This is a genomic window from Rahnella victoriana, from assembly GCF_004330295.1.
Classification (GTDB): Bacteria; Pseudomonadota; Gammaproteobacteria; order Enterobacterales; family Enterobacteriaceae; genus Rahnella; species Rahnella victoriana.
This window is the reverse complement of the sequence record NZ_SJOJ01000012.1, coordinates 159,962-178,075: the sequence shown is the minus strand read 5'-3', so window position 1 is coordinate 178,075 and position 18,114 is coordinate 159,962. Positions and strand designations below refer to the sequence as shown.

Sequence of the window (18,114 nt, the reverse complement as noted above, 5' to 3'; positions counted from 1 at the left end):
ATTTCTTCGGTGATGCCGGTTTCCAGCACGCCAATATCCAGGCGAAACGTGCCGGGTTCGTCGCCGGTTTCCCACCATTCGGTCACGTTAATCAGGTAGCCGAGCGGCTCCACCACGCGCCGGATTGCGCCCACCGTGCCCTTGTGGCAGTGAATGAACCAGGCCGACTGGATCACGCGGCGCTTGGTGGAGACAGGCCAGTTTTCATCCCAGCGGTCAACCGACAGCGCCCACGCCAGATAAGGCAAAAACTTTGCCGGACAGGTCAGCGGATCCCAAAGCTGCCGCAGCGGCACCGGCACGTTTTCAAGCGCGGCGCAGGCGTCGGCGGCGGCAACCTCCAGCGCCGAGGAACCGACGGGCAGCAGGCGATCACTCATCGTAACCACCCACCGCCAGCGTATAGGCGGTGCAGAATGACGCCTGGGTTTTATCCAGCTCAATGTCGGCCAGCGGGCTTTTCAGCTCCACCCGTTGCACACCTTCAACGTGCAGCGCGGCATAAATCGCCGACAGCCGGATGTCGCGGCCTAACCGGTGCTGCGCCGTGATGTAGGCAATCAGTTTTGCCTCCGAGGCTTCGCGGATGGGTTCGGCTTCCGGACCAGGGAACAGATACAGCACGGCGTCAATGGTGTAATTCACCACGCTGGCAGACTGGACGGTCACGCGGTCAGCCACGGGGCGCACGTTCTCATCGTTGAGCGCAGCCTGAACCACGGCCAGCAAATCATCAGGCGCGGTGCCGTCGCCGGTCTGTGCCAGCACGGAAATCGTCACGCAGGCAGGCGATGGGCTTACCACCGAAATATCCGCCACCCGTCCGTCAGCCGAGCGCCCGTGATACTCATACGCGCCGACCGGACCCGCCACGCTCAGCCCTTCAAACGCCTGCTGCGCACGCACCCGCAGATCCGCATCGCTTTCCATCACCGCCGCGACGGCGGGCACGCTGTCATCATCAGCGGGCGTAATAGTCAGGCGTTCCACGCTGAACGTGGCGGCGATGTTGTCCAGGTCTGCGCCGGTGGCATAAGCCAGCATCACCGCCTGCGCCGCCTCGTTAACCCGCTGACGCAGGATCACTTCGCGGTAGGCGTTTTCCTCCAGCAGCTTCACGATGGGTTCAGATTCCAGGGTCAGCGTGCGGGCAATCGCCGCCTGCTGTTCCTCCGGATACAAAGAGACCAGCGTGGCTTTGCGCTCCGCCAGGAGGATTTCGTAATCCAGCACTTCCACCACGTCGGGGGCGGGTAACTGGCTCAGGTCGATAGTTGCCATAATTCAGCTCACTGGAAGGGTTAAGGAAATGGCGGCTGACGTGTCTTTGCGGGTGCCGGTGAGTTCCACCACGGCTTTCCCGTCAAACGTCGTTTCAAAAGTGATGCCGGTCAGGCTGACGCGTGGCTCCCATTTCAAAATCGCGCTGTAACAGGCCGCCATGATTTGCAGCCGCAGCGCCGCATTCTGCGGGCGATCAGTCAGCTCAGACAGCAGTGAACCATAGTCACGGCGCATGACGCGGGAACCGACGGGCGTTCGCAGAATATCGCTGACCGACTGCTGAATGTGCGCCAGGTCTTCGACGCTGCGCCCCGTGTCGCGAGCCAGACCGATGTATTTCGCATTCGTCATGAAGGCACCTGAGTCTGACCGCCACCCGTCTGGACGCCGCTGTGTTTATGGGTATGCACAACAACCCCGTTTGATGTCAGGCTGCCGCCGGAATGGGTGAGGTTGCCGGTTAGGGTGCCGCCCTGTTTCACCTCCAGACTGCCCGTGGTGAGCTTGTGGGTGCAGACCACCTCCGGCGTGTCGAGCGTGATGCGGGTGGATGCCGTGCAGGTGATGTCCGGTGCAGTCACAGCGACTTTTTCCGACGCGTTTACCGTGGCGGACTTGATACCGGTTGCCAACAGTGCGCCGGTTTTGGGTTCGTACTCGATCACCGCGCCGTCAGGGAAAGTGACATGTACGGCTTCGGCTGACGCTGACGGCGCAGGGAATTCATCAGAGAAAACGCCTGGCATCACAAAGGCGGTATCCAGCTCACCGCCCAGGCAAAACAATAAAACCTGTTCACCGGTAGACGGTGCCCACCAGGAACGCGAGCGCCCTGCGCGGGAGGTCAGCCAGTGCAGCCAGTCGGTGACGTTGCCGCCGGTGTTCACGCGACAGGTGCCCGCAACTAAATCCACCTCGGCAACGGTGCCAATGCGGATCAGATTGCGCAGCAGGCGCGGAATGTCGTTGTTAGGGATGGATGTATTCATGGATAAAAGAATGCCGCCCTGTCAGGTGGCATACAATTTAAGGCGGGTTGATGGCTGATGGCACAACATGGGGATCACTAACCGTGGCATAAATCTATGTTGCGATAAACTCAAAACGTTGAAATGTTTGGCGTGAATTCACTTGCGGACATCATAGTCCGTTACATCCCGCTGATGAGCAGACAACGAACTGAAATAACTATAAGACATCGAATGACGATCTAACGATTCTCTGTTCGAAAAGTAAAACACGAAAATGAGTTTTTGATTGAATCCCTTTCTTGACTAAATCATAAAGTTAGTTACTTTCATTACCAGAAATTACATAATTCAATATTCAGCGGTATCCTGTAATTCCATTAAAGTGACAATTCGGTGACAGGGCATATTTCATCAAGCCCACTTCAATTAATGTGGCATTGACCTCAACTGATCATTTCCTATAAACACTTGAAAATAATATAGAAAATTTCATTTTAGAGGTCAGTTTTAGTATTGGAAACTCACAGATGAGGATATATCTAAAATGAATATTTCGAACGGGGATTATTTCGCGACTAATGATTTCGAGCGTTGTTCTGAAGCTGCCTTATCAGGTGATCTCGACGCACAAGTAGAGCTAGGGACGATGTACAGGGACGGTGATGGAGTTCCTCTGAATTACACAAAAGCCGTGGAGTTATACTCTCTTGCTGCCGAACAGGGAAATGCTGCGGCACAGAATGCCCTCGGGGTAATGTATCAACAGGGTTATGGCGTTACGCAGAATGTTGCCAAAGCAGTGGAGTTGTATGCACAATCTGCCGCTCAAGGTTTTGTTTCGGCACAATATAACCTTGGAGCGATGTACGATTATGGTAAGGGCGTTCCGAAGAATGAAAACAAAGCCTTGGATTGGTATTCAAAGGCCGGAGAACAGGGACATCTGGATGCGATAGTCGCGCTAGGTACATTGTATTTTGGACGTCACGATTATACCAAGGCAACCGAGTTGTGGACTAAAGCTGCCAATCAGGGTAACGCTCGAGCGCGCGATAATCTCAGTAAAATGCAGCAATATGAGAAAAACATGGATAAAGACAAGGATCGACTTACCTGTCCATTCTGTTTTACTGATAGTGAATATGGCGTTAGTGTGTGTAAAGGGTGTTTAGCGGAAGTTAAATACAAATCGCAGAATAAATATTTTCTACCCGTGATGGGTATATCTGCTGTGCTCACCGCTGCCGCCTACTTCGCGGGCATTGAGGGAGGGGTTTTGCTTTTTTTGATTTTCTTTTTCTGTGCAATCGGGGTCAGCGGTCTTTTAAAATTAACAACCAAGCAGAAGGCGACTTTTCACAGAATACGTTCAGCTTAAGTATTACTTTATGATAAAAACGTCCAAATTTTTGGGCGTTTTTTTAATTATGAAACCAATTGCCTTCATAACTCACAAGGGAGCAATTTTAGCAAAGTCAGTACCTGGCAAAAAGCAGACATGCTGATGTGAATCGTCCGCTATGAGCGATCTGCGGACATTATTGTGTATGCAAAACGGGCGGCAGGTTAGCTGATATGAAAATCGCCACGCTGTTAACGTGGCGACTGAAAGCTTGTGTTATCCGTTGTCTCTCTCGTCTAGGACTTTACGGTATCTTGCTCGCTCGACTTCATCCAGATTTGTATCTGACAACACAGTTCTGCCTTTCATGGCTAAATCCGTATCTATTTCTGTCCTGGTAGCATAAGCCTTAGATATATTTCCGTTTGGATATGCAGCCCCGTTAGTCAATGGCCCACCAAGACCTCGGGCGAAAGCTAATGAAAGAACAGCCACAGCCAATAATACTGCTATCAACGGATAAAAAAACGTAGGTGAGACTTGTTCCAAAAACAATCGCAGCCTTACGAATGGAATAATCGAACATAGAATAAGAGCGCTACTTGCGAGAGACCATGACTTCAGTCTATTCCCTTCACGTCTGAGTATAGATACAAGACAAATCACACCTGCGATTACTAAGATGGTAAACGTGATAATCAGCGTCAGGTCAACGTGGTTAGAAATCCAATACACGGAGTTTCCCACTGAGTAAATGATTGAAAGGAGGACTAATGGGACCAGTCGTTTAATATTCTTGCTGACGACAAAATACAACACTAATACCGGGATAGCGTTGATGACACTGCCTATTAATATAGGTGTGAAGGGTATAGACATATTGAACCTCGAGAAGTTTATGTGAAAATACAATATGAAGTGATTCAGGGTGCGAATGACTGTATTTGGCGCACTAGAGACATTCTCAACTGCTACCACTGAAGCACAACCACTGTCAGGCTGGACAGTTCGGTGTTTCTGTCAAGGCCTGTGGTATCTATCTCAGTAATAACTGAATCAGCTGAACTAAGATATACGTCGTCGCTGCCATTTGTATTGCCCGGAATCCCCATCTGAGATATCGCCATTCATGGCGCTCTCTGGAATAAGCTTCTTCAATGGCGGGGTCAGAGTGTTTTTGTTTCTTTGTCCTGAGTACATCTATTATCCAGAGGACGAGAATAAGGATAATGATGGGTTTCTGGAGTAAAGAATGATCCACAAAGAGTGACTCCGATCCGCTCGCTGATAAAGGCAGAATAGATGAATAACGTTCACGTAGCTACCACTAAAAATAGTGGCTTTCTCCATTTTTAATGTAAGCATGAATTAAGAAATTCTGGTCTTACATTTTACGGGTTATTGAGTGAATGCGGGAAATCCTGTTGTCAAGGCATCCCGCATTTCAGTAAAAGGCCAGTAAGTTAATTTAATGTGACTTTTATCGCAGGTGCTTTATCGTTCAACGCATCTACCTGGTTCTTGTAAATAGCAAGATCTTCACGAATTAATGTGGTATTGATAGCAACCTTGTCTGCATTATATCCATCTATCATTAAATATGCAGTACCTTCTGCACTGAAAATATTTTGTGGGATATTCGACAGAATACTGGAGAAACTTCTGGCTTCTTCATCATTGCTTGGGGATATATTGCATTTAATTGCACTTTTCTCAAGCATTAGCGTGACATTTTGTCGCGTTCTGTAAAATTCTTGTGGTCCATAATTGAGTGAGTCACCACAGCCAGAGACTTCGATTGGAAAGTGTTTTTTTTCGAAATCATATGCTTCAGGTTTGCGAATTCCAAGGTAGGCATCCGTAATTATTTCTTTTTTGACGCTCTCCTGTCGACTATTAAGGCGCGACAGCATTTTACTTACCTTGATATATTTAATATCTTTAAAGGAGGACAGTTGCTCATTCGCCTTGTTTAATTCTTCTTGCTTCATATCGTTACGTTTAAATGGATCCTTCTCGGCATTCCAGCGTTCGCTGAGCAGGTCTAACTTTTCTTCATCCGTAACTTTACGCCCTGAATTTGCTAAAAATAGTAACATCAAACTATCATTTGTGACGGGCTTGAATTCACTATCTGCAAGGGTTTTCGCAGCCATGATTTGCTTTTCTAACTCTGCAACTTTGGCCGCTTCGGCTGCTTTTTTCTCTTGATCTAGGCGTTGTTCTTCAGCTTTTTGCTTTTCTTGAGCTTCACGCCAGTTTTTTTGCTCTGGTGTTTCATCAATCTTAATTACCTTCAGTTTTGCCAAATTCAGTCCGCTGCGTACAGAGTCTGCATCAAGCTGTATTTTGTTGTCAGCATTTTTAAACAATTCATAACTAACCGGGCCGGTTAATGCTTTACCTGATGTGTGAGCATCCGAAGCTGTTATGGTTACGGTGCACTGAGCAGCCTTTTCGGTTGCTTTCTCATCATTCTGCTTAGGGTCAGTGAACTTGATAGTGATGTGTTGTTTGAATTGGTCAGTGCTTTCACCGCTGCCACTCTCCAGAGCGAGCGCAGAGAACAATCTGTTCTGCAAATCAGACTGAATTGATTGATCCCCGCAATCAATATCATTTTTATTGCAGCCGGCCAAGGCCAAAGCGATAGCGCAAAGCAAAACTGTTTTATATTTCATTTTTCCTTTCCTTGAAGGCTAAGTACTATCTTAGAGATAGCAATAAAATTTACTGTGCAGGCTAATATAAATTTAAAAAGGATGCGACTCAACTTGTTTTAATGCAAGCGGAATGATTTTCTTCGGAATATATTTTAATTTAACCGGCTAGCTCACTTGAAAATAAAGCCTTGATATGATAGCGCCGTTTAGGCTTGTTTTTCATCAAGTTTGCGACTGCAATCATCGTTATGACATCTATAACGCTGACAAGCTAAAATAATAGGCGAAATGAATTTTTAAAACCTTTCAAATGAAGAGTCCATTTAATACCTCACAAAAATGAGTATTGAGAGAGCGGCTGCGATTATAGCGATTCTGATATTCCCCATCACGCTGGTATGCCTTATTCCGGTCCATTCCCCCCTTAGCCAGATGAATGCGAAGCTGTGGCAGCATGCTGCCCAGTGCTTGCCTCTGGATTGTTTTTACACTCTCAACCTGAAACGTTGTGTGGCCTCGTCCGCCAACGCATGTAGTGGAATACCGATTTTGGCCACATAAGCAGAAGTGTGAAATGTCCACTCCTAGCACAGAGCTGCCTGTAAGATTAGATTTGGCTCTGTGCCGCAGTTATGTCAGTTGAAGTCTGAGCTAATAAGTTTTAGCAATTCATCTTCCACAATTTTCATATCCTCCGCGTCCAGTCCTAACAGCGGGCGCGCCGGATACTGCATTTCTTTTGCACGGACGGACGGGCGATCCCGCAGCCCGTACTGATGCACCTTCGCCATGCGCTGCACCTGACCGGTGAATTCCACCACCGCGTCGTCAGCGGTGCCTTTAGCTTTCATGTATTTTGCGGTGCGCAATCTGGCGAACATCTCCCGCTTGATGCGGCCTTTCTTTGCCCGCAAAGGCTGCGGGCGGCGCGGTGTGAAGGGCTGCCCCTCCGGCGTGACCTGCTGCTTAATGCGCTGCTGCTGATGTTTGCGCAGACGCTTCGCAATCGTCGCCGCCATTGCCTTCCGGCTTTGCGGTGAGAGCGCGGCAATCAATCCCGCCAATCGGGTATCAAACGCTGACAGTTCACTCATGCCACTGACTCACTAACTCGTCGTGCAGATACAACTCACGCGGCCTTTCCACCGGCTCCGGCAGCGGCGGTTCCGGGAAGTGTTCAACGTGCAGACCGGCATCAATCTGTTTGACGATCACGCGCTCGGTGAGCTGTAAATAAACGGCAATGTCGCAACTGCCATCATTGAGCATATCGGCCTTAAATTTAAAGCCGGTCTGCTGCTTTTCCGGTGTCGCCATAATGTCCGGCTGATGCTCACGCAGCCAGGCCAGAACCGGCACCATGATCAGATCGCTGTCCTGTGCAAAGTCGGTGACCAGCAACTCCACCTGATACTGATATTCAAACGACAGCGAACTGGCTAACGTGGAAACGATACGCCCGTTATCCACAAACATCCGCAATGTGTCGGGGCTGGTTTGCAGCACCGGCACCGCGTCAGTTAACGCTTTTCGTAGTTGTGCGGGTTTTAACACGGTGTTCCTCCTGGCATTGTTTGACCGCTTCCACCTGGAGGCCGCAGGCGGTCAGCGCAGCCTCCAGGTTTCTGACATCACTGCTTAAATCGCCGTTAGTGGCCGGTGAGCTTGCCGGTATCGGGCAGCTCGTGACCGCCGGACAGCCAACGTAAATAATCTGCGGCGCTGGCAAAGGCGGGACGTGCGTGCATCCGGCTAATGCCGTCAGGCAGACGAGCGCCGTACCAGTCACGCATTTCCTGATTTTCATTAAGTAACCTTTGAATGTGGTATTCACGATCCCGCGCCAACTGCCCCGCATGTGAGAGTTGGGTGCGCAGGCTTTGTTCCTGGCGTTCCCGCACTGCGGCATCATCGTTCAGGCGGTTGATGGCGTTGTCGCGGCTTTCAATACCGGCGGACAATGTGCCAATAATGCGCTGCGCCTGGTCGGCTTCATCATGCAGGCCACCGATACGCCAGGTTTGCAGCCCCGCCAGTGCGCAGGCGGCCAGCAGTAACAAAATTAAAATGCGCATCAGACTCCCCGCAGGCAGTAGGCCAGCTCATTCGCGCGGCGGCGTTCCAGGCCGGTGACGCGGACACCGTTCACAAACACCCAGCGCGGCAACTGCTCGCAGGCATCCCGCCATTGGCCTTTGTTGATGAAAAACGCCAGTGTGGACTTGCAGGCCGCCGTCACGCCCACGTTAAACGCAAAGGACGCCACGGCGTCATACACCGGCTGCGGCATGGCAACCGGCATACAGCGTGCAATGCCTTTCTCCACCCGCATCACGTCTTCCACCAGGTTAACGGCGGCCTGACGTTCGCTGATTTGGGTCTGCGGCTTCACGCCTGCGGTGTGCCCGATGCCGTTTGTCCAGACGCCCGCGCTGCACTGGTAGGCCGACAGACGACAGCCTTCAAAATCAGCAATCAGTGCCAGACCGGCGGCGGACGTTTTCAGCGTTGGCGTTTGCGGCAGCAGCGCGGCAATCGCCAGGACGGCGGGGACGGCGCAGCGCCTAACGATTGATGGCTGCATTGATTTCTCCACTGACGCCCATTTCTTTCAGCAGGCGGTAGGTTTTGCGGCGGTAGTACCAGTTCACCAGGAAGGTGGCGACGCCGACGCCCGCCCCCACCAGAAAGGCGATATCCTGCGGTGACATCGCGCCGAGCCAGGCAAGAAAGGCCGCGACGCAGTAACAGATAAACGAGGTGATGCGCTCCATGGTCATCAGTCCCAAAGTGAAACGGTTTCACTGACTGCGGCCTGGGTAATATCCGGCAGCTCCACCGCGTAGCCATGGGGCAAAATTGCCCCCTGTGCGGCCAACCCAACGTTAGCCGCGTAAACCTGCTCAACGACCGACCCCGTGCGCCCGTAGTACCGCCAGCAGAGCGAATCCACGGTGTCGCCCTGTTCGGCATGGATTTTCATCAGAGCAGCCCGATAATGCAGTGAGACACACCGGCGACGTCGCTGATCGCATTGCGGCCATCACGCCACAAGTCATCAACCGTGCTTTCAACAATCACCGCCTTTTTGCTGCCTGCGTCGGTGGTGTCGCTGTTCGGGTAACGTTCTGCCAGAAAGGCCGCCGCGATAGACGCCACGGCGCGCTGATAGGCGCAGACCTTCACGCTTTCATCGTCAATCTGATCAGCAGGAACATCAGCCAGACTTTTGTACCCCTGGGCAATCTGCGCATCACGAAAGCTGAACAGCTCGGCATTCACTTCGGTCATGGCAAACTTTGCGGCATTTCGCAGCCGCTTAGCGGTGACAGTGCCCTCCAGGCGCAGCGTGTCGCGCAGCTCAACCGGATCGACATCCGGCCAGAAATGGGTGTTCTTAATCGCGGGTTCCGTCGCGGCGTCCGGCTTTGGTGCAGGTATAACAAGAGACGACATAGTGACCTCTGAATAGGGGGCGGTGGACGCCAGCGTTGAGCAAGGTCAAAGACCCGTCGCGGCTGGCGTGCCGCCCTGCGCGGGGCGCATTCCTTTTAGCTTCCGGATGCCTTTTTAATGGCGGATTCCAGACGCTCAATATCTTTTTTTACGCCTGCTTTGCCGTCGAGAATTAAGGCACTTTTCAGACGCTCCAGGGCTAACGTATCCTTGCCGCCGTCGCGGTAGAGATAGCCGATAAGCTTGTGCAACTGCGCACGGACTTTATCGGGCATATCCTCACTGTCAGTCAGTTCCAGCACTTCCAGCATCAGGTCAATACTGACCGGCTCACCGGCGGCACGGGTGCGGGCTGCCTGGTCGATCACTTCCTCAGTGAAAGCGCAGCCCGCCGTACGGGTGCCGAACGGCATCGCGAGCCGGTGCTTAAATGCGTAACGGGCAATGTTCAGCGCACCGGCGATATCACCGGCATCAATCCGCCAGATCATCACGGTCATCAGGATGGCATCCTGTGCGCCGTTCCCTTCGGCAAGTACGCCCGACACCCACGGGGCATACTCCGGCAGCAGCGTGCGTTTCAGCTCCGCTTTTGCCTGGAAGGACTGGTGTTTGCTCAGTGCCTGTTTATCCGCATTCAGTTTTTGCAGCAGCAACTCGTAGCCGGTGGCCTGGCTCATCTGACCGGCAGCCTGCTGCGCCGCGTTGATGGCTGACTGTCGCAACATGTGACGACGGCAAGGACTAATCATGGCGTCCCCCTTTATTCCGCTGATTCAGGTGCGGTGGTTTTGAAGGTGCCGAGCTGGATGTTTTCGACCAGGCAGCCGCCGCGATAGTCTTCCACCACGAAATCCTCATTAATGGACTCGTAGTTTTCGATGCGGTCACGCTTCGGCACTTCTTCGATGTGACGACGGTGTGTGCCGTCCTGCCAGTAAATGGACAGGTTATCCAGGCGGGTGATCAGGAACGCATTGGCAGGGAAGCCGGGCACGCGCACCGCCGGTAAGTTACCGATGCGCTTCTGGCTGATGATCATATCCGCAGCCAGGCTTTCGGAGTTCTCCTGCGCCTTATTCACCAGCGGGAAATACTTGTCTGCCAGCAGCTGACGGCCGCAGATCACCACCAGGCCGGTATCATCCTGATAAATCGGGTCAACCATGTTGTTGGTGGCATCCATCACCAGCGCGTCCAGGTTCTCAAAGTCACCACCGGCACCGACGCGGACGGTGGCAGAAATCACGGCGTCATCGTCACCGAGGATTTTGCTCATCACGCGCTCCGGCGCATTCTCACGGTACTTTTGCAGCCAGCCCACGTTCACGTCCTGCAACAACGGATATTTAACGCGGTCTGACGTTGCCGCACGCTTCACGCCGTTAAAGCCGATGGTGATGCGATCCAGTGCCTGACGTTTCACGATGGCGTCACGTAAACGCGCCTGGAAATCCTGATAGCGCGCCCAGAGATCGAGCGTGGCGTAGCGGAAATGGAAATCGTAGTTCGTCTGGCGGCACTCATAACCCTCAGCGGTCAGGGTGTTGAAGTCAGCCGTCTGGCGTTCACCGGTGCCGCTGGTGTCTGCGGTGCTGGCAATCGAACCAGACACGCCCACGCCAACCTTTTCCCCCTTCATTTCATCCACGGGCACGATGTTAATCATCTGCAGGAACGCGGAGGATTCCTGCACGCGGGTCATCAACGTCTGCGTCACCGACGGCTCCACGCTGAATTTTTTATTCAGGTCGCCGGTGTCCACAGAGTTCAGCTCAGCAATACGGGACAGGAAGGCGTTAAATTGAAAACGGGTAGTTTGTTTCATGCGTTTTTTTCCAAATTGGTTAACGGATTAATAGCGAGTGTTGTACTCAGCAGTCGGTGAAATTGGCTGCATCACCCTTGCCGCCGCCACTTGAAACGGGACGCTGCGTGTAGTTCTGCGGCGCGGATTTCTCCAGCTTGCCTTTCAGCGTGCTGAACTGTTCGCGATCGTCTTTCGCCGATTTCTCCAGCGCGTTCAGACGTTCCGTCACGGTGCCCTCCAGCGCGGACAGCTTTTCATCAGTGGCTTTCAGGCCGGTTTCGACGTGTTCCACCACCACTTCCACCGCGTCATGCACGTCTTTAAAACGGGCATCGTCTGAGGCGGATTTGCTGGAAAGCAGTTGTTTCACGCGGGAGAACAGCGACGGCGCAGCCGGTGTTTCTTCCACAAACTCGAACGCCGTTTCTTCGGCGGCGGTAAAGAGGTTGTCTGCACTTTGCTTACGGCCTGCCAGCGGGTTCTGCTGTGCCTTCGCGCTGAATTGCAGGTACTCGGTGCCGAGGCTTGCGGGGCTGTCGGTCACGGCCAGGCCGATCAGATAGGCTTTGCCGGTGTCGGAAAACGAGGGGTTAACTTCGATAGAGGTGTAAACCTTCTGGCGGGCTTTCACCATCGAGACTAAATCCGGCGTCGGGTCAATATCGGCATACAGTGCCAGCTTGCCTTTCAGGGCACCGTCAGCCACTTCTTCGGCGTAAACGCCGGTGACATCGCCGTACATACGAAACGCACTGTCAGGGAAATAGCCCTTGATGTGCTCCATGTTGATGCGTGCGCCGTAGACCTTCGGGTCATAAGTCGCCGCCATCTGTTCAATCCAGTCGCGTGTAATTTCGCGGCCGTCGGTGGTCGCCCCTTCGGTACAGATGCGAAAACGCTTCGCTTTTGTTGCCATGTTTATGACTCCAGTCGGTGTGTGCTTCTGAGAAATCCAAGTTTCCCGACACACGCCCGACACCGCCAGCCGATGCGGGTTGTTGCCCGATGGCACAACGTGGACAGCAGGAAAATCAGCAGGCCGCTCGTTAACGTGGCAGTCATGAAAATGACAAACTCAACCCTCATCAGCGACCCACGGCGACAGGCGGCACTGCTTTACTGGCAGGGGTTTTCTGTCCGTCAGATTGCGGAACTGCTGAACCAAAAAATACCGACGGTGCAGAGCTGGAAAACCCGCGATGCGTGGGAGAACGCCGCGCCGATTTCACGCGTTGAATCCAGCCTGGAAGCGCGGCTGATCCAGCTCACGGTCAAAGACGTCAAAGGGAATGCGGATTACAAGGAAATGGAGGCGTTAGGCCGGTTAATGGAACGCCTGGCAAGGGTGAACCGCTACGGCCAGAGCGGGAATGAGGTGGATTTAAACCCGAACGTTGCCAACCGGAACAAGGGAGAACGTAAGAAGCCGACTAAGAACTTTTTCAGCGACGAGGCGCTGGAAAAACTGGAGGATATTTTTCTTTCTCAGTGCTTCCGGTATCAGCGTATCTGGTACGACGCGGGGCTTAAACATCGGATCCGTGACATCCTCAAATCCCGCCAGATTGGTGCAACGTTCTTTTTTGCACGGGAGGCGTTATTGCGCGCCCTGACAACCGGCCATAACCAGATTTTCCTGTCAGCCAGTAAGACCCAGGCTTACGTGTTTCGTGAGTACATCATACAGTTTGCCCGCCAGGTTGATGTCGAGCTGACCGGCGACCCGATTGTGCTCGGCAACAATGGCGCAAAACTGATTTTCTTAGGCACCAATTCCAACACCGCACAAAGCCACAACGGCGACCTGTACGTGGACGAAATCTTCTGGATCCCCAACTTCCAGAAACTGCGCAAGGTCGCCAGCGGTATGGCGTCGCAGGAACATCTGCGCACCACCTATTTCTCCACGCCGTCAGCACTGACGCACGGTGCTTATCCGTTCTGGTCAGGTGAGCTGTTTAACAAGGGGCGGGAAAATCCGAACGACAGGATTGAACTGGATATCGGCCATCACGCCCTGGCGAAAGGCCGCCTTTGCGAGGACGGCCAGTGGCGGCAAATCGTCACCATTGAGGATGCGCTAGCCGGGGGCTGCAACCTGTTCAACATCGACACGCTGAAACAGGAGAACAGCAGCGAGGATTTCCGCAACCTGTTCATGTGTGAATTTGTTGACGATCAGGCGTCGGTGTTCCCGTTCGCCGAGCTGCAACGGTGCATGGTGGAGAGTGCTGAGGAATGGGAGGATTTCAGCCCGTTCGCCGTGCGTCCGTTTGGCTATCGCGCCGTCTGGATTGGTTACGACCCGTCGCACACCGGCGACAGCGCAGGCTGTGCCGTGGTGGCTCCGCCGCTGGTGGACGGCGGTAAGTTCCGCGTGCTGGAACGCCACCAGTGGAAGGGGATGGACTTTGCCGCCCAGGCAAAAAGCATTGAGGAGTTAACGAAACGCTACTGCGTGGAATACATCGGCGTGGACGCCACCGGCATCGGCCAGGGGGTTTTCCAGCTTGTCCGGCAGTTCTTCCCCGCTGCGATGGAAATCAGGTATAGCCCCGAAACCAAAACGAAAATGGTACTGAAAGCCAAAGACACCATCACGTCCGGACGCCTTGAATACGACACCAACCACAAAGACATCACGTCGTCATTCATGGCGATCCGCAAAACCATGACCGCCAGCGGCAGCCGTTCAACCTATGAGGCAAGCCGCAGCGAGGAAGCCAGCCATGCCGATGTCGCCTGGGCAATCATGCACGCACTGCTTAACGAACCTCTGACCGCCGCCAGCGGCGGCCAAAGCCCTAACATTCTGGAGTTTTACTAATGAAAACCACTCACACCGACACACACAAAAACGCCTGGACTGGCAAGGATATTTCCAGCGAAACGCGTCGCCTGATACATCAGCCATCAGCGTATGAATTCCGCGACCTGTACCAGACAGCTATTCACACAAGCAACAAACAGACAAAAGGTGATCACCGTGGCTAAGCGTAGATTTCGAAAGGCAGCACAAGCCGCAGTCACCGCAACCGCACAGCATAACGGCGGCGCGGAGGCGTTCAGCTTTGGCGATCCGACGCCGGTATTAGACCGCCGCGAAATCCTGGATTACATCGAATGCACCGGGAACGGCCAGTGGTATGAGCCGCCGATCAGCTTTGACGGCCTGGCTCGCACGCTGCGGGCAGCGGTGCATCACAGCTCATCGCTGTATGTGAAACGTAATATTCTGGCTTCGACCTTTGTCCCGCACCTACTGTTATCCCAGCAAGAATTCAGTCGGTTCGCCCTGGACTACCTGGTGTTTGGGAATGCGTTTTTGGAGGTGATCCGCAACCAGCTCGGCGACGCCGTGGTGATGAAAACTGTGCCTGCAAAATATGCACGCCGAGGAGTTGAGCCAGACACCTATTGGTTTGTGCAGCAATGGAAAGAAGCGCATCAGTTCGAAACCGGTAGCGTGTTTCATCTTATTGAACCGGACATTAATCAGGAGCTATACGGCCTGCCGGAATATCTCAGCGCCCTGAACTCTGCCTGGCTCAATGAGGCCGCGACCCTGTTCCGCCGCAAGTATTACCAGAACGGCGCACACGCCGGATATATCCTGTATATGACCGACGCGGCGCAAAGCAGCTCAGACATCGATCAGATGCGCAAAGCGATGCGGGACACGAAAGGGCTGGGGAATTTCCGCAATCTGTTCATGTACGCACCGAACGGTAAACCAGACGGGATCAAGATTCTGCCGCTGAGTGAAGTTGCGACCAAAGACGATTTCTTCAATATTAAGAAAGCCAGCCAGAACGATTTGCTGTGCGCGCACCGCGTTCCGCCGCAGATGATGGGGATCATTCCGGAGAACAGCGGCGGTTTTGGTGATTCGGTTAAAGCGTCACAGGTGTTTGTCCGTAATGAGCTGACGCCGTTGCAGGAACGGTTTAAGGAGTTGAATGCGTGGTTTGGGGAGGAGGTGATCAGGTTTAGTTGTTATGAGCTGACGCGGGATTAAGCCCGTAAAATCGACATGGGACATATAGGAGATGTGAAATCACTAGGGGTGAGGATGCAATAACTTTGTTGTCCTGAGTCCAGTATTTAAAGAGTTGAGGAAAAAAATTCCCCGATATGAGATAGACAGACGTAAGAGATTATCGGCAGAGCAGGTTTATGATGTTTGGTTGGTTGTGAATTTCTGTACATGTAGTAACTTATTAAAAAAAACAAGGATTTTAAATATGACTCAGAAAATTACAGCAATCAAAGAACCTATCATTGAATACAAAGACAAAACTCTTCACTATCGCATCGCGAAAATTATTGGTGAAAACGTAAATCAGACTCTGCAAGAAATGGTGGCGACAGCACTTAGCCGCCTATCAGTCGTGAAGGACCGATACCAAATTGTAAGCGTAGATAGTCATGACGGCGAAGATGGTGATGTTCAACAGGCACGCCACTTCATGAACAATAAAATTGAGAGATGGAGTATACTGTTTGATGAGTTAGTTCGTTATAGCGATGGCACCAACAAAAGTATTATAACAATTGATGAAAGCGCATCTTTCCTATCTATCGATCAGATAGCCCCACCAGCATCAGTCGATGGTAAAAGACGTGAATTTTTAGATTCCATAATGCATATGGCATTTTTAAATAACCACGTTGTATTGATTCAATCCCCTATACTCAGAACAAGGGAACTTGAGAAATATATTACATGGTTGCTAAAAACATCTGGTGTAATAAATAAAGGTTCTGTAATGCTCAATGCTGAGTTACCTAAGCAGCAAAGAGAAAAGATTATGAATAATAATACTAAAAAAATAAGAATTGGTACTCCGTTAGTGGAAACTTTAGATGGTGTATCCATTCAAGACGCCAGAACCCAAATGACTTCTGAGACGATTAAAGCAAATCATGTTAAAGTGACCCCTAAAGGAATGGGTCTTGATATAATAAAAGTGTTGTTTTCAGATAGAGAACGCGAGAATTACGGCCTTACAGATGAAATATTCTCCGGAGATGCTATTGACAAAGGGAATATAAATGTTTCTGTAGAAATTAGCTATAACTATAAAGCTAAAAAAACTTCTCAGGAGTTAATCAACAATATCAGCCAAGCCCTTAGGCATAGTCATCCGGAAGATGTCGAATTAACACTCGATAAAGTCGGAAAAATCAAAGGAGACAACTTAGTAATCAGCAAAAAAATTAAGCTTAAGTTTATCAATGGAATAGCCGATCCTGAGGAGCTATACATGAAGATTCGTGAATGGTTGATTGAACAAATTCGGTTGGGCGAATTAGATGCTGAAGCTGAGTAAAGTTATTAGGGGAGTTCTTTTTCTCTTAGTATTCTGCTGCTCTTTTTATTATTTTTCAGAGCCAGAACGAATAGAGAATCTGAATGGTTGGTTACAACTTCTGATTAGCGGTGGGGTTTTGACCCCTCTAATAACCTACGCGTGGAATTTAAAAAGTAAGTTCGAGAAGCTAATTGATAATGATGGGCTGAATTCAGTTGAGACCGGCAGGTTAAGTAAAAGCATATCTTTGTTTATTCAAAATATATGGCTGTGGATGATTTTTTACATACTTAGTGGCGCTGTTATATTTTTATTCAATGTAATAAAGGACGATATTGAATACTCTCGTTACTTGGGAGCTTTATCTGTATCATTATTATTCGTTGCTTTTCTATCATCTATTTCACTTCGTGATTTTGATGTCGCGTTATCTGAATTAAAAGCAGCCATTATAATTAGACGAAAAAAGAATGCAGAAAGGGATGCTATGCTTAAATTACTTAATGCAGACGATGAATTTAGCCAAAAAGAAAAAGATTATTTCAATCATTACAATGATGATGAATGATTTTTCATAAGAATGTTTTTATATTCAAGCTAAATCATTTCGCAATACTCAGCCTCGCTATAATCTGCGGGGTTTTTTTATTAAAATTTGGAAGTTTTGGCCTACTCCTCACTCCATCATAATGCTTTCTGTCCTCGTTGCGATTGAATATACGCTGCAATCATTATGTCTCATACATCATCCTCCATCAGCTGAGCGCTATGTGAGGCGCATCTGTATAAAGTCAACCGAACAGAAAAACACGTTGCTGTTTGCCACTGGCAGATCCATTTTAGTACTACAGACCTCAGCGCGCGCAATGTTACCCGCCTGCCCGCTTCTGACTTAACTCACCGTTTTTAATGCATGTCTCAGAACGCCGCAAAGCCCTGCCCAAAGGGTGATCAGGTCTTTTTTGATCTTTTAGGGATCATGCAAAACCATGCATATAGTGCATGCGGCGTTCACTTAGAACCTTTTACTTGGAATTCAGTGGATCTTTCCTGGGGCGTTTACGTCAAAAATGACTTTAAGCAGCTCCTCGTTCGCTGACGATGCCATTTCCGAAATCCACGCAGCAACCATCTCCCGTTCTTCTGCATCGCAGTCAACGCGAGTGGAAAGTTTCGCAATCAAAGATATGCGTTCCAATAGTACTGCCGTGTGTAAAAAATCCATTCTGCCCCCAAAAAATACTGTTTGTTTATACAGTACTATAAAATCATA

22 protein-coding genes are annotated in these 18,114 nt (G+C 50.9%); 5 read left to right on the top strand and 17 right to left on the bottom strand.

The window, feature by feature from the left end; all coding sequences use genetic code 11:
* The 4 genes from EYY67_RS12450 to EYY67_RS12435 form a co-directional block, all read right to left on the bottom strand.
* On the bottom strand, positions 1 to 380 hold a 380-nt coding region (locus EYY67_RS12450), incomplete at its 3' end, for a phage tail protein I (protein ID WP_131693640.1).
* Positions 373 to 1,281, bottom strand: coding sequence for a baseplate assembly protein (locus EYY67_RS12445; protein WP_131693629.1), 909 nt, complete (start codon positions 1,279 to 1,281; stop codon positions 373 to 375). The genes EYY67_RS12445 and EYY67_RS12450, both read right to left, overlap by 8 nt.
* A gap of 3 nt (positions 1,282 to 1,284) precedes the next feature.
* Positions 1,285 to 1,635: a GPW/gp25 family protein gene (locus EYY67_RS12440; protein WP_131693628.1), complete on the bottom strand. Its 351-nt coding sequence runs from the start codon at positions 1,633 to 1,635 to the stop codon at positions 1,285 to 1,287.
* Positions 1,632 to 2,273: a phage baseplate assembly protein V gene (locus EYY67_RS12435; RefSeq protein ID WP_131693627.1), complete on the bottom strand. Its 642-nt coding sequence runs from the start codon at positions 2,271 to 2,273 to the stop codon at positions 1,632 to 1,634. The genes EYY67_RS12440 and EYY67_RS12435 overlap by 4 nt, the downstream gene beginning before the upstream one ends.
* Before the next feature lie 526 nt (positions 2,274 to 2,799).
* Here EYY67_RS12435 and EYY67_RS12430 point away from each other — a divergent pair.
* On the top strand, positions 2,800 to 3,633 hold the full coding sequence (locus EYY67_RS12430; RefSeq protein WP_131693626.1) for a tetratricopeptide repeat protein: 834 nt from the start codon (positions 2,800 to 2,802) through the stop codon (positions 3,631 to 3,633).
* Between the two features lie 1,000 nt (positions 3,634 to 4,633).
* Here EYY67_RS12430 and EYY67_RS24895 read toward each other — a convergent pair.
* The 13 genes from EYY67_RS24895 to EYY67_RS12365 form a co-directional block, all read right to left on the bottom strand.
* On the bottom strand, positions 4,634 to 4,858 hold the full coding sequence (locus tag EYY67_RS24895) for a hypothetical protein (protein WP_131693625.1): 225 nt from the start codon (positions 4,856 to 4,858) through the stop codon (positions 4,634 to 4,636).
* Between the two features lie 202 nt (positions 4,859 to 5,060).
* The gene (locus EYY67_RS12420) at positions 5,061 to 6,278 is read right to left on the bottom strand and encodes a hypothetical protein (protein WP_131693624.1); all 1,218 of its coding nucleotides are present in this window, start codon (positions 6,276 to 6,278) and stop codon (positions 5,061 to 5,063) included.
* A 617-nt stretch (positions 6,279 to 6,895) separates the two neighbouring features.
* Positions 6,896 to 7,354, bottom strand: a complete 459-nt coding sequence (locus tag EYY67_RS12415) for a phage virion morphogenesis protein (RefSeq protein ID WP_131693623.1) — start codon at positions 7,352 to 7,354, stop codon at positions 6,896 to 6,898.
* Positions 7,347 to 7,814, bottom strand: coding sequence for a phage tail protein (locus tag EYY67_RS12410; protein ID WP_131693622.1), 468 nt, complete (start codon positions 7,812 to 7,814; stop codon positions 7,347 to 7,349). The genes EYY67_RS12415 and EYY67_RS12410 overlap by 8 nt, the downstream gene beginning before the upstream one ends.
* Positions 7,777 to 8,025: an Rz1-like lysis system protein LysC gene (lysC, locus tag EYY67_RS24735; RefSeq protein WP_242675599.1), complete on the bottom strand. Its 249-nt coding sequence runs from the start codon at positions 8,023 to 8,025 to the stop codon at positions 7,777 to 7,779. Before lysC ends, EYY67_RS12410 begins: the two co-directional genes overlap by 38 nt.
* A complete protein-coding gene (gene lysB / locus EYY67_RS12400) occupies positions 7,910 to 8,335 on the bottom strand; it encodes an Rz-like lysis system protein LysB (protein WP_131693621.1) in 426 nt (141 codons plus the stop codon). The genes lysC and lysB overlap by 116 nt, the downstream gene beginning before the upstream one ends.
* A complete protein-coding gene (locus EYY67_RS12395) occupies positions 8,335 to 8,844 on the bottom strand; it encodes a lysozyme (protein WP_131693620.1) in 510 nt (169 codons plus the stop codon). The genes lysB and EYY67_RS12395 overlap by 1 nt, the downstream gene beginning before the upstream one ends.
* On the bottom strand, positions 8,825 to 9,034 hold the full coding sequence (locus tag EYY67_RS12390) for a phage holin (protein ID WP_131693619.1): 210 nt from the start codon (positions 9,032 to 9,034) through the stop codon (positions 8,825 to 8,827). The genes EYY67_RS12395 and EYY67_RS12390 overlap by 20 nt, the downstream gene beginning before the upstream one ends.
* Before the next feature lie 5 nt (positions 9,035 to 9,039).
* Positions 9,040 to 9,243, bottom strand: coding sequence for a tail protein X (locus EYY67_RS12385; protein ID WP_131693618.1), 204 nt, complete (start codon positions 9,241 to 9,243; stop codon positions 9,040 to 9,042).
* Complete coding sequence (locus EYY67_RS12380; protein WP_131693617.1) at positions 9,243 to 9,716, bottom strand: head completion/stabilization protein; 474 nt, start codon at positions 9,714 to 9,716, stop codon at positions 9,243 to 9,245. The genes EYY67_RS12385 and EYY67_RS12380 overlap by 1 nt, the downstream gene beginning before the upstream one ends.
* A gap of 95 nt (positions 9,717 to 9,811) precedes the next feature.
* Positions 9,812 to 10,468, bottom strand: coding sequence for a phage terminase small subunit (gpM, locus tag EYY67_RS12375; RefSeq protein ID WP_131693616.1), 657 nt, complete (start codon positions 10,466 to 10,468; stop codon positions 9,812 to 9,814).
* Between the two features lie 11 nt (positions 10,469 to 10,479).
* Positions 10,480 to 11,544, bottom strand: coding sequence for a phage major capsid protein, P2 family (locus EYY67_RS12370; RefSeq protein ID WP_131693615.1), 1,065 nt, complete (start codon positions 11,542 to 11,544; stop codon positions 10,480 to 10,482).
* Between the two features lie 46 nt (positions 11,545 to 11,590).
* The gene (locus EYY67_RS12365; protein ID WP_131693614.1) at positions 11,591 to 12,442 is read right to left on the bottom strand and encodes a GPO family capsid scaffolding protein; all 852 of its coding nucleotides are present in this window, start codon (positions 12,440 to 12,442) and stop codon (positions 11,591 to 11,593) included.
* A gap of 144 nt (positions 12,443 to 12,586) precedes the next feature.
* Here EYY67_RS12365 and EYY67_RS12360 point away from each other — a divergent pair, with 144 nt between their 5' ends.
* The 4 genes from EYY67_RS12360 (at position 12,587) to EYY67_RS12345 (ending at position 17,409) form a co-directional block, all read left to right on the top strand.
* Positions 12,587 to 14,353, top strand: coding sequence for a terminase ATPase subunit family protein (locus EYY67_RS12360; protein ID WP_131693613.1), 1,767 nt, complete (start codon positions 12,587 to 12,589; stop codon positions 14,351 to 14,353).
* Between the two features lie 159 nt (positions 14,354 to 14,512).
* On the top strand, positions 14,513 to 15,544 hold the full coding sequence (locus EYY67_RS12355) for a phage portal protein (protein ID WP_131693612.1): 1,032 nt from the start codon (positions 14,513 to 14,515) through the stop codon (positions 15,542 to 15,544).
* A gap of 226 nt (positions 15,545 to 15,770) precedes the next feature.
* On the top strand, positions 15,771 to 16,859 hold the full coding sequence (locus tag EYY67_RS12350) for a hypothetical protein (RefSeq protein WP_131693611.1): 1,089 nt from the start codon (positions 15,771 to 15,773) through the stop codon (positions 16,857 to 16,859).
* A complete protein-coding gene (locus EYY67_RS12345) occupies positions 16,843 to 17,409 on the top strand; it encodes a hypothetical protein (RefSeq protein WP_131693610.1) in 567 nt (188 codons plus the stop codon). Before EYY67_RS12350 ends, EYY67_RS12345 begins: the two co-directional genes overlap by 17 nt.
* The last annotated feature ends 705 nt before the right edge of the window (positions 17,410 to 18,114 follow it).

Bases quoted from the DNA above. Each gene is read 5' to 3' on its own strand.
- EYY67_RS12445 (WP_131693629.1), bottom strand. From the start codon at position 1,281: ATGGCAACTATCGACCTGAGCCAGTTACCCGCCCCCGACGTGGTGGAA.
- EYY67_RS12440 (WP_131693628.1), bottom strand. From the start codon at position 1,635: ATGACGAATGCGAAATACATCGGTCTGGCTCGCGACACGGGGCGCAGC.
- EYY67_RS12435 (WP_131693627.1), bottom strand. From the start codon at position 2,273: ATGAATACATCCATCCCTAACAACGACATTCCGCGCCTGCTGCGCAAT.
- EYY67_RS12430 (WP_131693626.1), top strand. From the start codon at position 2,800: ATGAATATTTCGAACGGGGATTATTTCGCGACTAATGATTTCGAGCGT.
- EYY67_RS12420 (WP_131693624.1), bottom strand. From the start codon at position 6,278: ATGAAATATAAAACAGTTTTGCTTTGCGCTATCGCTTTGGCCTTGGCC.
- EYY67_RS12415 (WP_131693623.1), bottom strand. From the start codon at position 7,354: ATGAGTGAACTGTCAGCGTTTGATACCCGATTGGCGGGATTGATTGCC.
- lysB (WP_131693621.1), bottom strand. From the start codon at position 8,335: ATGCGCATTTTAATTTTGTTACTGCTGGCCGCCTGCGCACTGGCGGGG.
- EYY67_RS12395 (WP_131693620.1), bottom strand. From the start codon at position 8,844: ATGCAGCCATCAATCGTTAGGCGCTGCGCCGTCCCCGCCGTCCTGGCG.
- EYY67_RS12390 (WP_131693619.1), bottom strand. From the start codon at position 9,034: ATGGAGCGCATCACCTCGTTTATCTGTTACTGCGTCGCGGCCTTTCTT.
- EYY67_RS12385 (WP_131693618.1), bottom strand. From the start codon at position 9,243: ATGAAAATCCATGCCGAACAGGGCGACACCGTGGATTCGCTCTGCTGG.
- EYY67_RS12380 (WP_131693617.1), bottom strand. From the start codon at position 9,716: ATGTCGTCTCTTGTTATACCTGCACCAAAGCCGGACGCCGCGACGGAA.
- gpM (WP_131693616.1), bottom strand. From the start codon at position 10,468: ATGATTAGTCCTTGCCGTCGTCACATGTTGCGACAGTCAGCCATCAAC.
- EYY67_RS12370 (WP_131693615.1), bottom strand. From the start codon at position 11,544: ATGAAACAAACTACCCGTTTTCAATTTAACGCCTTCCTGTCCCGTATT.
- EYY67_RS12365 (WP_131693614.1), bottom strand. From the start codon at position 12,442: ATGGCAACAAAAGCGAAGCGTTTTCGCATCTGTACCGAAGGGGCGACC.
- EYY67_RS12360 (WP_131693613.1), top strand. From the start codon at position 12,587: ATGAAAATGACAAACTCAACCCTCATCAGCGACCCACGGCGACAGGCG.
- EYY67_RS12350 (WP_131693611.1), top strand. From the start codon at position 15,771: ATGACTCAGAAAATTACAGCAATCAAAGAACCTATCATTGAATACAAA.
- EYY67_RS12345 (WP_131693610.1), top strand. From the start codon at position 16,843: ATGCTGAAGCTGAGTAAAGTTATTAGGGGAGTTCTTTTTCTCTTAGTA.